Here is a 13,927-nt window from a genome sequence, read left to right as displayed (position 1 = left end):
ACGTTGCGGCGCTTCATCCCTTGACCGATCCCAGCATCACGCCCGACACGAAGTAGCGCTGCACGAACGGGTAGACGCAGAGGATCGGGATGACGGTGAGGATCATCGTCACCGCCTGGATGTTCGAGGAGACCAGCGCGGTCGTCGTCCCCGCGGCCGCCGCCCCTTCGGACGCCGTGGTGGAGGCCCCGGCGATGAGGTTCCGCAGGAACAGCGTGACGGGGAACAGCTCGCTCTTGTCGAGGTAGAGGAACGCGGCGAACCAGTCGTTCCAGTACGCGACCGAGTAGAAGAGGACCATCGTGGCGATGACCGCCTTCGACAGGGGCAGCACGATCCTCCCGAAGATGCCGTACCAGCCGAGCCCGTCGATCTGCGCGGCCTCTTCGAGGTCCTTGGGCAGGCTCTCGAAGAACGACTTCATGACCAGGAGGTTGAACACCGAGATCGCGCCGGGGAGCACGATCGCCCACATGGTGTTCTTCATCCCGAGGGAGGAGATGAGCACGTAGTTCGGCACGAGGCCGCCGTTGAAGAACATCGTGAACACGGCGATCCCGATGAGCGCCTTGCGTCCCTTGAGGTGCTTCTTGGACAGCACGTACGCGTAGGTCGTGGTGAGGACCATGGCGATCGTCGTTCCGACCGCGGTGTACAGCACGGAGTTGCCGTAGTTGCGCCAGAACATCTCGTTCGACATCACGGCGCCGTAGGTGTCGACGTTGAAGCCGACGGGCCAGAAGCTGACCTGGCCCGCGTTGATCGCGCCCGGCGAGCTGAACGACTGGGCGAGGACCGTGATGAACGGGTACAGCATCCCGACGCACAGGACGACGAGGAAGACCGCGTTGGCGGCGCCGAAGACGCGCGTCCCGGTGGACTCCTTCATCCCGGGCGGGCGCCCGTTCGCGGGCTTCGTCTGGTTCTTCGAGATCACGTCGGTCACCACAGGCTCGTCCCCACCATCCGCCGCGAGATCAGGTTCGCGGAAAGCACCATCACGAGGCCGATCACGGCCTGGAACAGGCCGATCGCCGCCGCATAACTGAGATTGTTCGACACCAGGCCGACCCGGTACAGGTACGTCGAGATGACGTCGGCCGTCTCGTACGTCAGCGGGTTGTAGAGCAGGAGGACCTTCTCGAAGCCGACGTTGAGGAACGTCCCGATGTTGAGGACCAGGAGCGTCATCATCGTCGGGCGGATGCCGGGGAGCGTGACGTGCCAGGTCTGGCGCCACCGGCCGGCGCCGTCGATCCGCGCCGCCTCGTAGAGGGAGTCGTCGACGGTGGTGAGCGCGGCCAGGTAGAGGATGGTCCCCCAGCCGACCGTCTGCCACACTTCGGAGCCGACGTAGACGGCGCGGAACCACTCGGGCCGCTGGAGGAACGGGATGCCCTCGCCGCCGAACGCCCCGATGACCTGGTTGACGGTGCCCTGCAGCGACAACAGCTGCATGAGCATGCCGACGACGATGACGATGGAGAGGAAGTGCGGCAGGTAGGAGATCGACTGCACGATCTTCTTGAAGTGCTTCTTGCGCACCTCGTTCAGCAGCAGCGCGAGCACGATCGGGAGGGGGAAGCAGACCACGAGGGTCAGGCCGCCCAGGATCGCGGTGTTGCCGAAGACGTGCCAGAACGACGGGTCGTTGATGAACATCTCGATGTAGCGGACGCCGACCCATTCGTCGCCGAAGATGCTCCCGCCGGGCCTGAACTTCCGGAACGCGATGACGTTCCCGATCATGGGCCCGTACTTGAAGATCGTGAAGAAGATCAGGGGCAGCAGGGCGAGGCTGTACAGCTGCCAGTCGCGCCGGAAGGCCTCACCCCAGCTCTGCTTCCGCTTGCGGCCCCGAGGGGGCGGCGTCGCGCCGTCGACGCTCACGGTGAGGCCGCCGGGTGCGGCGACCCCGGTCGCTCCGCGGGTCACCGACCGGGGCGACCGCTCGTTTCGTGTGAGGGGCATCGTGTGCTCCTCCCGTCCGCGTCGGGGCGGCCGCCCCGACAGGCGGATCAGGAGTTCTCCTCCTCGAATCGGTCGCGGGCGGTGTTGATGAGGTCGACGTACTGCTGGAGGCCCTGCGCCTCGAGCTCGGCGACGTAGTCGTCCCATTCGGCGATGTCGCGGTCGCCCATGATGAACCGCAGCGTGTTCGTGTCGACGGTGTCCTTGATGGGCGTGGCAAGGAGCGAGGCCTGCTCGAGTTCCATCTCTTCGAGGGGGGCGGGCGGGTTGGGGTCGCGCGGGGTGCGCGAGGCGAGCACGGAGTCGACGTACTCGACGAACGTCGGCGTGTTGTAGGACTCCTTGAGCGCGCGCGACTCGGTGGAGTCGGCGAACACGGAGTTCGACCAGCCGAGGTCCGCCTGGATGTCCGTCGCCGCGCCGGGGTTGATGTTGTAGGCGTTGAGGGAGTACTCCGGCTTGAGGGTGATCTTGCCGTCGGCGTCCTTGGTGTAGGTCTCGTCGAGGATGCCCCAGCGGATCAGTTCGCGCGCTTCGGGGTTGTAGTAGAGCCAGTCGAGGAACTGGAGGGTGGCGAGGAAGTTCTCGGACTCCGCGATCTCGGCGTTGAGCATGAAGCCGTTCCAGAAGTTGCGCGGCTCGCACACCTGGCCGGCCGGGCCGCCGGGCGGGGCGATCTGGAGGACCTCGTAGTTGCCCTCGCCGACCGTCTCGTTCAGGGCCTGCGCGAACTCGATCGCCGTGCCGCTGGAGCCGGACGCGGCGAAGACCAGCTCGTTGGCGAACTTCTCCGCGACGCTGCCGCCGCCGCTGCCGTCGTTCGCGGCGGTGAGGGACTCGGTGTCGAGGAGGCCGTCGGCCACGAGGCCGCGGAAGTACTCGACCATCTGCTTGTAGCCCTCGGACACCGCGGTGTACTGGAGCTTGCCGGAGCCGTCGTCCATCATGCCGTCGCCGAAGCCCCAGCCGGCCTGCGCGCCGAAGGCGTGGGCGGCGTAGTTGAGCAGCGACCAGGCCTCGAAGCCGTCGGCGAGGGGCATGGAGTCGGGGTACTCGGCCTTGATCTTGACGAGGGCTTCGCGCATCTCGTCCCAGGTCTCGGGGATGCCGCCGCCGACGGTCTCGAAGACGTCCTTGCGGATGACCAGCGTGAAGACGGGGACCGACACCTCCTGGAGGCCGGGCAGCATGTAGTACTTGCCGTCGGCCTGCTTCAGGAGGTCGATCATGCCCGAGAGGTCCCACTCCTCCACGTACTTCTGGAAGTGCGGCATGTGCTCGACGTAGTCGCTGATCGGGAGGATCGCGCCCGAGGAGACGAACGAGTCCTCTTCGCCCGTGTAGACCAGCGGGATGACCGTGGGGGCGTCGCCCGCGCTGAGCAGGAGGCTGCGCTTCTCCACCGCGTCGCTGAAGGGAATCGTGGTGACCTCCATCTTCACCTTCGTGCGCTTCTCGATCTCGGTGAAGAACTGCCAGGAGTCGGTGATCGGAAGGTCGGGCCATTCCGTCCACAGCACCGGCAGGGTGAACGCCTCGCTCGCGGTGAACTGCATGTCGGCCGAGAAGTCCTCCATCGCGCCCTTCGACTGCGCGTCGATGTCCACCTCCTCGCCGCCGTCGTCGCTGCACGCCGCGAGCGCGAGGGCGCTGGACGCCGCGATCGACATGCCGATGACTCCGCGACGCGTCGCTCGCATGGGCGTCCGCTCGAACACACTTGCCATGGGTTCTCCTCCTTGAGATGGCCTGGTTCGGCCGGATCGGGCGTTGTTGAGGCGCACGATCACACCGACCGGCCGGTCGAAACTTTCGGGATCATTACCGATAATTTCCAGAGCTTAGTTACGCCAGACGGGGATGTCAATAAATCTCTGAATGCGATTCCCACGGCGGGCGATGTGACCAGGGAGGTTGCGCGCAATTCGGGCAAGGCCGAATGTGAGGCCGAAACTTTCGGAGGGGACGCGTCGGGGGCGGGAGGAGCCTGCGCTCCGCCCGCCCCCGACGTCGTCTCACTCGTAGAAGCGCACGTACTCGAACGTGGCCGTCAGGCCCTCGCCCGCCATCGAGACCAGCCCGATCTGCGGGTCGACCCCTTCGGGCAGCTGCCAGACGCCGCCCCAGACGTAGTGCTCGCCGTCCCGGCTCGTGGCGGCCTGGAACAGGTGCTCGCCGGTGTCCGGGTCAACGGTGTGCCGCAGCCGCAGCCACATCTCGTCGGCCGCCGTGCCGACCTGCATCTCGGGCCACGGGATGCGGTCGCGGCCGATCCACAGCAGGACCTGGCCGGAGGGGCCGTTGCGCACCGGCGCGAGGTGGATCGAGTCCTCCGGGCTCTGGAACGCGACGAGGCCCGCTTGCGGCCGTTGGGATTCGTCGACCGCCGGGTCCTCGGAGATCGGCAGGTGGAGCTTGGTCTCGACGGTGTAGGTCCCTTCGGGCGCGTCGCGCAGGAGCGCCGACGCCATGGTGCCCTTGCCGCTGAGGTCCGCGTCCTGGGTCGGCCAGACGTAGGAGCCGTCCTCGACCTGCCCGTCGGCCGCGCCGAACCAGTCCCAGCCGGCGAGTTCGGCGTCGTCGAACTCCTCGCTGTAATCGGCGATGAGGTCGCCGACCTCGGGGTCGGCGACGCGCTCGGTGACCGGCTCGTACAGCGCGGTCGCGCCGAGGTTGTCGATCTCGGCGGCGCCGCGCGTGGACGCCGCGCCCCCGCGGGCCCAGTCGTCCGGCACTGCGACGTCGACCTCGGCGAGCGGCATCCCCAGCAGCGCGGCGCTGAGTTCGACGTGCGCGGTACCGGAGGCGATCTCCGCGGTCAGCGCGTGCCAGGTGGACGGGTCGGCGCCGTCGTGGACCTGCGCCTGCACGCGGTCGGTGACCCGGCCGTGGCGTTTCACCTCCACGCTGAGCAGCCCGTCGGCGTCGATCCAGGCGACCGCGTTGTTGCGTGAGTCCTGGTAGGCCAGTACGAGTCCCGCTCGGCCGCGGTCGTCGGTCACCCGCACGTCCGACTCCAGCCGGACGTCGCCCGAAAGCGGCGCTTCGGGGAGCAGGAACGACGGGTTCGGCGAGTTCGCGGCACTGCGCGCGTAGCCTCCGGACAGGTCGTCCTCGCCGGTCTTCCAGCGTCCGGGCCCGGCGGTGTCGAACCCGGCCAGCCCGTCCTCGAACCGGCTGCCGGCGTCCCAGGTCCCGACCGGCGCCGTCTGCGGACCGTCGCTGGACCAGGCCCCGGCGTTGACCGTCGGCCAGCCGTCGACCCAGTCGAGGCGGTCCATCAGGGTGGGCCGCCCGCCCCAGGTCAGGTCCTCCTCGAAGCGGTCGAAGCCGTTGACGAGGATCCAGTCCTGGCCCGAGTGGTCGACGACGTTCGCGGAGTGGCCGGAGGCCACCCACCGGTTCCCGTTCGGGGAGTTGACGATCGTGCCGCCGGGGTAGAGCCCGGTCAGTGAGTCGCCCTCGGCGTCGGTGAACGGGCCCAGCGGGCTCTCGGAGCGGCCGACGAAGACGGGGTAGCCGCCCTTCTCGCGCTCGCAGCAGCCGAGCCCGGAGTAGAACAGGTAGTACCAGCCCTCCCGTTCGACCACGTAGGGCGCCTCGCCCTGGCGGGCGCCGACGACCTGCACGGATTCGCCGACGGGCGCGGTGCCCTCGGCGTTCAGCTCGACCGCGCGCACGCCCGCGTTCTTGAACGAGCCGTAGTACAGGTACTTCGAGCCGTCGTCGTCCACGAACACGGCCGGGTCGATCTGGTTGGCGCCGTCGTCCTCGGCGATCACCGGCTGGCCGATGTCGGTCCACGGGCCGGCCGGGGTCGGCGCCGTCGCGAGCCCGATCTGGTTCCGCGGCCCGCCGCCGCCCGCGGCGGCGTAGTAGAGGTAGTACCGGCCGTTCATGTACCGCACGTCGGGCGCCCAGTAGTAGGTCTTGTCGAAGTCGCGCCAATGCGGGTGGTTGTCACGGCTGAAGACCTCGCCGACGTACTCCCAGTCGACCAGGTCCGCCGACCGCATGATCGGCATGAAGTACTGGTCGTCCCACTCCCCGCCGCGGTTGTCCTTGCGCAGGCTGGTCTGGGTCGCGTACGCGTACCAGTAGCCGTCCTTGCCCTGGATGATCGACGGGTCCGAGAAGGCGTCCGCCAGGTCGTCCATGATGTGGTTCGCGTAGGTGCCCGGCTCGTCGCCGGGGTCGGCCGCGACCGGGGGTCCGATCGCGAGCACACCGAGGACGGCCGCGGTCACGGCCGCCAGCTTCTTTCTCAGCATGGGGGTGTTCCTCTCTTCGGCTGAACTCACTGCGGATCGACGACGGCGAGCGCGGCGATCCGCCACATCTTGTTGAGGCCGCTCCCGGTGAGCGACAGGGACGCGGTGCGGCCGCTAGCGCCGCCGTCGACCGCGAACGAGAACCAGGTCATCGCCCGCGCCGGCAGCGTCGCCGGGCCCGAGCGGCCCAGCTCGGTCCCGCCCTCCGACACGACGGTGACCGCCGAGTCGGTGAGGGGGTCGCCGGTGAGGATCCAGACGCGTTGCGCGCCTGCCGGAATCGCGACGTCGAGAGTGCGTTCGCTCGTCGCGACGACGAGGTCGCGGCGCAGCACGTCGGTGTTGCGCCGGTCCCGCGCGCCGGGCCGCTCCCCGCTCCAGCCGTAGCCGGCTTCGGCGTCCCACTCGCTCTCCGGGGTGAGCGCCCGGTATCCGGGGAGCACGGACTCCGCGTCGGGCCCGGCGTCGAGGGCGAGCGCGGCACGGGCCGGATCGGGCGCGGTCACGACCTCCACGAGCCTGCCGGTCTCGATCTCGACGCCGTTCGCGTGCACGGCGACCGCGAGGCGCTCGATGCTCGGCGACGGTCCTGCGGTCACCGGCACCGCCACGTCCTGTTCGGACCCGGCGGCGAGGGTGACGGTCACCGGGTCGCTCTCCCAGCCTTCGGGGACGGTCACCGCGACCGTGACGTCGGCGGCGTCGCCGTCGTTCGCGACGGTGAGGGCGACCTCGTGCGTGCCGCCCGTCCACCAGACCGGTTCGGCGCTCGCCGCGTGGACCCGCACGGGCGGCATCGGCGCGTCCGGGTCGGGGATGACGAGCGCGGCCAGCTTCCACCAGTCGTCGATGCCGTCCAGTTCCAGGTCCGCGAAGGCGTCGCCGCCGTCGAGTTCCACGTCGACCCAGGCGAAGGACCCGGAGGCGAGTTCGGGCGTGCGGGCGACCTCGGTGCCGTTGAGCGCGATGGTGAACGGCCGGCATCGGGCGCCGCGGTCGCCGACGAGCAGCCGGGCGGTGTGCCGTCCTGCGGGGACGGCGATGCGCAGGGTGCAGGCGTTCGCGTGGCCGACCAGGTCGGCGGTGAGCGGTTCGAGGAGGTTGCGGTCGCGCCCGTTGGGGGTCGGGCCCGAGACCCAGCCGTAGCCCCGTTCCTGCGACCAGGACGTGCCAGGGGTGAGCGGGCGGTATCCGGGCTGCACCGGCGAACCGTCGGTGCCGGCGTCCAGTGCCAGGTGGCAGCGCTGTCCGGCGGGGGCGACGAGGAAGCGCACGCCCCGGTTCCCGAGGGCGGTCCCGTCCGGTTCCAGTTCGATGTCGGCCGGGCCCTCCCAGCCGTTCAGGGGCGGTTCCACCGGGATGAGCGCCGTCGCGGTCTCGCGCGCGGCGACCGCGACGGTGGCTGCGGCGCCCCAGTGGCCTTCGGCGGGAACGAGTCCGGCGGTGATCTCCTTGTCTTCGGCGCTCGCGTTGGTGAGGTCGACGGCGACGCGGTTGGCCCAGCCGCCGATGAGGACCCGTTCGCCCGGCACCGCGACCTGCGTCCACGAGCGGTGGTCGTCGAGCACGCGGCCGAGGTCGAAGAAGAACGAGACGATCGCGTCGCGCCAGGTCGTGGCGTGGCCGATCTGAGCGGCGAAGGCCGCGGCGACTTCGGCGTGGCGCTCCTCGTCGACGTCTCCCGCGAGGGTCTGCCAGGCCTCCGCGAATTCGCGGACCCGTTCCACGCCTGCGAAGTGCGTGTCGTAGAGGTGCTGGATCACGGTGGACCCCGAGGTGAGGCGGTGGTCGTACGGGACCCAGTGCATGAACAGCAGCAGCTCGTCCGGGACGGTGTCGAGGTGCTCGTAGACCTCCGTCCAGGCCTCGGGGTAGAGGCCGGTGAAGCCGCTGCCGGTGGCCGTGGTGCGGTCGAAGCCGGTGCCCGAGCCGTTGCTGTGGTGGGACTGGGTGATCGTGCCGACCGGGTCGGGGTCGAAGTGCGATCCGCCGGGATTGCTCAAGTAGCCCATGCCGAGCGGGGAGGTGTAGTCCTCATAGGTCCGCCACGAGTCCAGCAGGATGCCCGCGACCGTGTCGACCTCGTCGGGGCCGAGGCCGAAGGTCATCCGGATCCACTCGGCGGCGAGGTCGGCGGGCTCGGCGCCGGTCGACCAGCAGAGCCGTCCGAAGGCGTAGCTGTTCGCGGCGCCGAGCAGGTAGCCGGTCCAGTCGTCGGCGTCGCCGAAGTTGCTGACGCCGGCGAGGCCGGCGCGCTCGGCGGCCGTGATCTCGGCGACGGTGGGCCCGGTTCCCGGTCCGCCGGTGGTGAAGTCGAGAACCTCGCGCCACATGGGAGCGAGGAACACGGCGTGCCCGGCCTGGCCCGTGTACTCCTGGGTGATCTGGAGTTCGACCATCTGGTTCGTGTTCTGGAGCGCGCCGAAGAGCGGGTGGACCGGTTCGCGCACTTGGAAGTCGATCGGGCCGTACTTGGTCTGCACGATGACGTTGTCGTCGAACTCGCCGTCGAGCGGCGCGAAGACCCGGTGCTGGTACTCCGCCCAGTCGCCGAAGTCCTCGTGGACGAAGGAGCGCCAGACGATCAGGTCCGGCGCGATCGCGCGCGCGAGCATGTTGGCGCCGTCCGCGTGCGTGCGGCCGTAGTCGAGCGGGCCGGGCCGGCCCTCGGAGTTGGCCTTGACCAGGAAGCCCCCGAGGTCGGGGAGGGCTTCCTTGATCTCGGCGATCTTGCCCTGCCACCACTGCTGGACCCGCGGGTCCTCGGGGTCGGCGGTGGTGATCGGGTCGTCCGAGTCCTCGGTGAGGAGGATCGGGCTGGCGTAGTTGACCGAGAGCCAGGGACTGATCCCCCAGGACGCGAGCATGTCGCACAGTCCGGCGAGCTTCGGGAGCATCGCGGTGTCGATGAACGCCGCGTCCGCGTTGACGTTGTTGAGCACGGAGGCGTTGACGCCGATCGAGGCGGTGGTGCGCGCGTAGTCGCGCATGCGCTCGGTGACCTCGGGCAGCGCGTCCCACGCGAAGATCGACCGGCCCGCGTAGCCGCGCTCGATCGACCCGTCGAGGTTGTCCCAGTGGTTCAGCATCCGCAGCTCGGTGCTCGGCACCTCGGTGGCGTCGAGGTCTTCCGGTTCGGTGCCGTTCTGCAGCAGGCGGATCAGGTGGAACACGCCGTAGAGGACCCCCGCCGGGGCGTTCGCGGCCACGACGACGCGCTTGACGCCCCGGCCCGAGCGCTGCACCCGGATCGCGAAGCCCTCGGTGCCGAGGCCGTCGGCGTCGGCGGCGCTCACCGCCTGCCGCACGTGCGGGGACGCGTCGATCGTCCCGATCACGAGCGTGCCGGTCTCGCCCGACCAGCCGGCGGCCGGCTCGACGCCCGTGAGGCCGGTGACGGCCCGGCGCGCTTCGGCTTCGGCGTTGTCGAGGAGCCGGTCGCTCCCGAACACGGCGACGCGTTGGAAGGCGTCGCGGTAGCGGTCGAGGCGGTCCGGATCGGTGACCTGCCGATAGCGCAGCCACAGCTGCCCGTCGTCCGCCGCGCCCTCTTGGGCTTGCGCGGTTCCCGTTGCCGCCCATGGGGATGCGGCCGCGGCGAACGCGATCGCGCCCGCCGTCATGGCTCCCGTCTGGAGCAGTCCGCGGCGCGAGAGGTGCGGCCGGCCGGGTCCGTGTGGTGACGTCATTGTCGACTCCCGTTGAGTAAGCGCTTGCTGTCGATGCGGGGATGGGCTCGGGGATCGGTCGGCTGTCGTTGGAGGTCTATTGGTCGGAGAGGACGCGCCGCCGCGCGGCGAGCATGGCGACGGCGAGCATTCCCGGAGCGATGACGATGAGCGGCAGGAACATCCAGGAGACGACGGCGGCGACGCCGAGTCCGATCAGGATGTACGCCGTGCCGGCGGGGTCGGCGGTGGTCAGGTGGGCGGCCTCGCGCAGCAGCTCGCGCCAGCGGGCCGACGGCTCCCACAGCGAGGCCGCGCGCACCGCGACCACTGCGATGACCACCGCGAAGGCCGCGCTGACGACCGCCAGCGGCGCGCCCCCGGGCACCAGGCCCTGCACGCCGAGTGCGACGTTGAGCCCGAGCAGGCCCACGACGAGCGCGGTGGCGGCGCCGACCGCCAGGCCGCCGCGCGCGGCCCGCCGGACGGCGGACAGGAATTCACCGAGGCCGTCGCCGCGGTCCGTGACGTGCCGGTCGAGGTGGTGGACCCCGGCCGCGATCGCGGGGACGGCCGTCACCAGCGGCAGCGACGCCGCGGTGACGACCAGTCCGACCACGATCATCTCGCCGAACAGGGCGAGGGACCCGCCGCCGAACCGGACCAGGTGCTCGGGACCTCGGGCCCGGCGCGGCTCCGCCTCGTCGGGAGCGGTGTCCGCGTGCGCGCTCATCCCTTCAGCCCCTGGGTCGCGACGCCGCCGACGAGCTGGCGCTGGAACGCGAAGAAGAACAGCAGCACCGGCAGCAGGGCCAGGATCGCCATCGCCATCTGCGCGCCGTAGTCGCTCGTCGACGTCTGGTCCACGTACAGCCGCAAGGCGAGCGGCATGGTGTACATGCTGGGCTCCTTGAGGTAGAGCAGCGGTCCGAAGAAGTCGTTCCACGACCAGATGAAGGCGAAGATCGCGCTGGTGACCAGGGCGGGCTTCATGAGCGGGAGGATGATCGAGAAGAAGATCCGCGGGTGCCCGGCGCCGTCGATGACCGCCGCCTCGTCGAGTTCGCGCGGCAGGCCGCGGATGAACTGGATCATGAGGAACACGAAGAAGGACTCCGTCGCCAGGAACTTGCCCAGCAGCAGCGGCCAGTAGGTGTTGATCATGCCGAGGTTGTTGAACACGATGTACTGCGGGATGATCACGACGTGGAACGGCAGCAGCATCGTGGCGATCATGCACACGAAGAACACGCTGCGCCCGCGGAACTTGACCCTCGCGAACGCGTAGGCCGCGAACGAGCACGACAGCAGGATGCCGACCACCGAGCCGACGGCCAGGATCAGCGAGTTGACCACGAAGGTCCAGAACGAGACGCCGCCGATGCCCTCGAGGGCCTTCGCGTAGTTCTGGAACCCGCCGTCGGTCGGGACGAGGCTCACCGAGCCGATGATGTCGTTGCTGGGCTTGAAGGAGCTCATGAACATCCACACCGCGGGGTAGAGGATGACCACGAGCACCGCGAGTGCGAAGAGGTGGAACAGGATCGACCTGCCGCCGCGGGCGGTCCGGGCCCGGCGCCGGAGCCGGGCGGACTGCTGCCGCCGTTCGGTCTGCGGGGTCGCGGTCGCAAGGCTCATTTGTCGTCTCCCGAGTAGTGCACCCACGATTTCGAACTGCGGAACAGCAGGAGGCTGATGAGCCCGACCACGATCACCAGCACCCAGGCCATCGCGGACGCGTATCCCATCTGGAAGTCCCGGAAGCCGCGGAAGTACAGGTAGAGCGTGTAGAACAGGGTCGACTGGGCGGGTCCGCCCGAGCCGTTGGAGATGATGAACGCGGAGTTGAAGATCTGGAACGCGTGGATCGTCTCCAGCAGGAGGTTGAAGAACAGCACCGGCGAGAGCAGCGGGATGGTGATGTTCCAGAACCGCCGGACCGGTCCCGCGCCGTCGACCTCGGCCGCTTCGTACATCTCCGTGGGGACCTGCTTGAGGCCGGCCAGGAAGATGACCATCGGGGCGCCGAACTGCCACACGGTGAGCAGGATGAGCATGGGCAGGGTGCGTCCGGGGTCGCCGACCCAGCCGCCGTCGGCGGCGGGCGAGCCGCCGAACACCTGGCCGATCTGGGCGACGATCCCGTCGTCGATGAACATCGCCTTCCAGACGATCGCGATCGACACGCTGCCGCCGATGAGCGAGGGCAGGTAGTAGGCCGACCGGTAGAAGCCCTGGCCGCGGCGGGAGTTGTGCAGCAGCATGGCGACCGCCAGCGCCGCCGCGAGTTTGACGGGGGTCCCGAAGACCACGTAGAGCGCGGTGACCTTGGCGGCCTGGGCGAAGTTCGTGTCGGTCAGGAGCCGCTGGTAGTTTTCGAACCCGATGAAGGTCGGGGCCGTGAAGAGGTTGTAGTCGGTGAACGACAGGTAGAGCGAGGCGATCATCGGTCCGGCGGTCAGGCCGAAGAATCCGAGGAGCCAGGGGGACAGGAACGCGTATCCGGCGCGGGTCGAGCGGTCGCGGGCGCGCCTGCGCGCCCGGTCGCGGACGGGGTCTCGCGCGATCGTCGTTCCGGCCATGGGCCGACCTCCTTTGAGGCGAAGGGGTTCGGAGCGGCCCGGGCGGGGGCCCGGGCCGCGCTGGGTGGTCATCCGAGCAGCATGTCCATCTCGGAGAACAGCTCCTCGGCGAGCTGTTCGGTGTCGATGTCGCCGTAGAGGAGCTGTTCGTGCAGCTCGCCCCATTTGGCTTCGATGGAGCCGTATCCGGAGGGCAGGAGCGGGTAGCTCTCGGTGATCTCGGATTCGATCGCGTCGAGGTAGGCGAAGTCGACGGAGTCTGATGTGGACTGCTCGACGGCCGCGCGGCCCTCGTCGGTCGGGGGCGCACCGAGGGAGGCGCCGAAGATCGCCTTGACCTCGGGCGAGTTGGCGAGGAAGTCCACGAGGACGGCGGAGGCGTCGGGTTCGTCGGAGTTGGCCGCGACGGACAGGAGCATGCTCGGGTGGTCGGCGAGCACGTGCCGGCCGTTCTCGGTGGGGGCCTGGACCATGCCGATGTTCTCGGTCCCGATGTCGCTCATCGCCTGGGCCACGGTGGTGGAGAAGTTGAACCAGAGCGCGGCCTCGCCGCCGAGGAAGCCGCCGAGGGGGTCGAGTGCGACGGTCCGCTCGACGGGGTAGAAGTCGCCGTTGTCGCGGAGGTCGGCGACCGAGTCGAGGTAGTCGACGACGTCGCCCTCGTCGAAGGCGGGTGCGCCGTCCTCGGTGAAGACCGGCTCGCCCTCCTGCATGCGGGAGTAGATGAATCCGGGGAAGCCGCCGGTGTAGTCCGAGGCGCCGTAGATCTTGGGGTCGTGCGCGGCGCCGGCCTGGTTGACCTGGAGCACGTAGGCCTCGAGGTCGTCGAGGGTCATGTCGTCGGTCGGGTAGGGGACGCCGAGTTCGTCGAGCAGGTCCTTGTTGTACATCATGGACCAGGCGTTGTAGCCCATCGGGACGCCGACGAGCTGGTCGTTGACGGTGCCCGATTCCAGGAGCGTGTCGGCGTAGCCCCCGGTGTCGAGCAGTCCGCCCTGGTAGGCGCCGAGGTCGAGGAACAGGCCCTTGTCCGCGTATTCGCCGAGGAATCCGGCGTCCATCATGAGCACGTCGGGGAGGGCCTGGCCGGCGGCCTCGGTGTTGCGGGCGGTCCAGTAGTCGTCCCAGGGGTTGAAGTTCCGCACGACCTCGACGTTGGGGTACTCCTCGTTGAAGAGGTCGAGCGCCTCTTCGAACCAGCCGGCGCGCTCGTCGTTCCCCCACCAGGTGAAGGTGATCTCCGCTTCCGTGTCGGGGGCGAACTCGGTGGCGGCCTCGTGGGGCGTGCCGCCGTTCGAGCAGGCGGCGAGCCCGAGCACCGCCACGGTGCCCAGTGCCGCCGCCATCTTCATTGTCGTCATGGATCCTCCTCAAAGCCTGGACGAACTTCAGTCGTCCGGGATAGTTCAGCGTTGAACTACGGCGAATCCAGTTC

At 69.3% G+C, this 13,927-nt stretch carries 9 protein-coding genes; all 9 read right to left on the bottom strand.

Annotated elements, in window-relative coordinates:
• Positions 1-13: 13 nt before the first annotated feature.
• Positions 14-889, bottom strand: coding sequence for an ABC transporter permease subunit (locus BLQ63_RS20460; RefSeq protein WP_091039430.1), 876 nt, complete (start codon positions 887-889; stop codon positions 14-16).
• A 53-nt stretch (positions 890-942) separates the two neighbouring features.
• Positions 943-1,971, bottom strand: a complete 1,029-nt coding sequence (locus tag BLQ63_RS20455; RefSeq protein ID WP_091039381.1) for an ABC transporter permease — start codon at positions 1,969-1,971, stop codon at positions 943-945.
• Positions 1,972-2,018: 47 nt separating this feature from the next.
• Positions 2,019-3,698, bottom strand: coding sequence for an ABC transporter substrate-binding protein (locus tag BLQ63_RS20450; RefSeq protein ID WP_218125380.1), 1,680 nt, complete (start codon positions 3,696-3,698; stop codon positions 2,019-2,021).
• Positions 3,699-3,986: 288 nt separating this feature from the next.
• The gene (locus BLQ63_RS20445) at positions 3,987-6,242 is read right to left on the bottom strand and encodes a glycoside hydrolase family 43 protein (RefSeq protein ID WP_091039380.1); all 2,256 of its coding nucleotides are present in this window, start codon (positions 6,240-6,242) and stop codon (positions 3,987-3,989) included.
• A gap of 26 nt (positions 6,243-6,268) precedes the next feature.
• Positions 6,269-9,931 carry an alpha-glucuronidase family glycosyl hydrolase gene (locus BLQ63_RS20440; RefSeq protein WP_091039379.1) on the bottom strand — a complete coding sequence of 1,221 codons (3,663 nt, stop codon included), beginning with the start codon at positions 9,929-9,931 and terminating at the stop codon, positions 6,269-6,271.
• A gap of 76 nt (positions 9,932-10,007) precedes the next feature.
• Positions 10,008-10,643 carry a hypothetical protein gene (locus BLQ63_RS20435; protein ID WP_091039378.1) on the bottom strand — a complete coding sequence of 212 codons (636 nt, stop codon included), beginning with the start codon at positions 10,641-10,643 and terminating at the stop codon, positions 10,008-10,010.
• Entirely contained in the window at positions 10,640-11,548 is a 909-nt protein-coding gene (locus BLQ63_RS20430; RefSeq protein WP_091039377.1) for a carbohydrate ABC transporter permease, read from the bottom strand. The genes BLQ63_RS20435 and BLQ63_RS20430 overlap by 4 nt, the downstream gene beginning before the upstream one ends.
• Positions 11,545-12,492, bottom strand: coding sequence for a carbohydrate ABC transporter permease (locus BLQ63_RS20425; RefSeq protein ID WP_091039376.1), 948 nt, complete (start codon positions 12,490-12,492; stop codon positions 11,545-11,547). The genes BLQ63_RS20430 and BLQ63_RS20425 overlap by 4 nt, the downstream gene beginning before the upstream one ends.
• 68 nt (positions 12,493-12,560) lie before the next feature.
• On the bottom strand, positions 12,561-13,853 hold the full coding sequence (locus BLQ63_RS20420) for an ABC transporter substrate-binding protein (protein ID WP_091039375.1): 1,293 nt from the start codon (positions 13,851-13,853) through the stop codon (positions 12,561-12,563).
• Between the last annotated feature and the right edge of the window lie 74 nt (positions 13,854-13,927).

It is taken from the genome of Glycomyces harbinensis (genome assembly GCF_900101745.1).
Lineage (GTDB): Bacteria > Actinomycetota > Actinomycetes > Mycobacteriales > Micromonosporaceae > Glycomyces > Glycomyces harbinensis.
The sequence above is the reverse complement of the archived record's forward strand: the minus strand, read 5'-3'. Positions and strand labels throughout refer to the sequence as shown.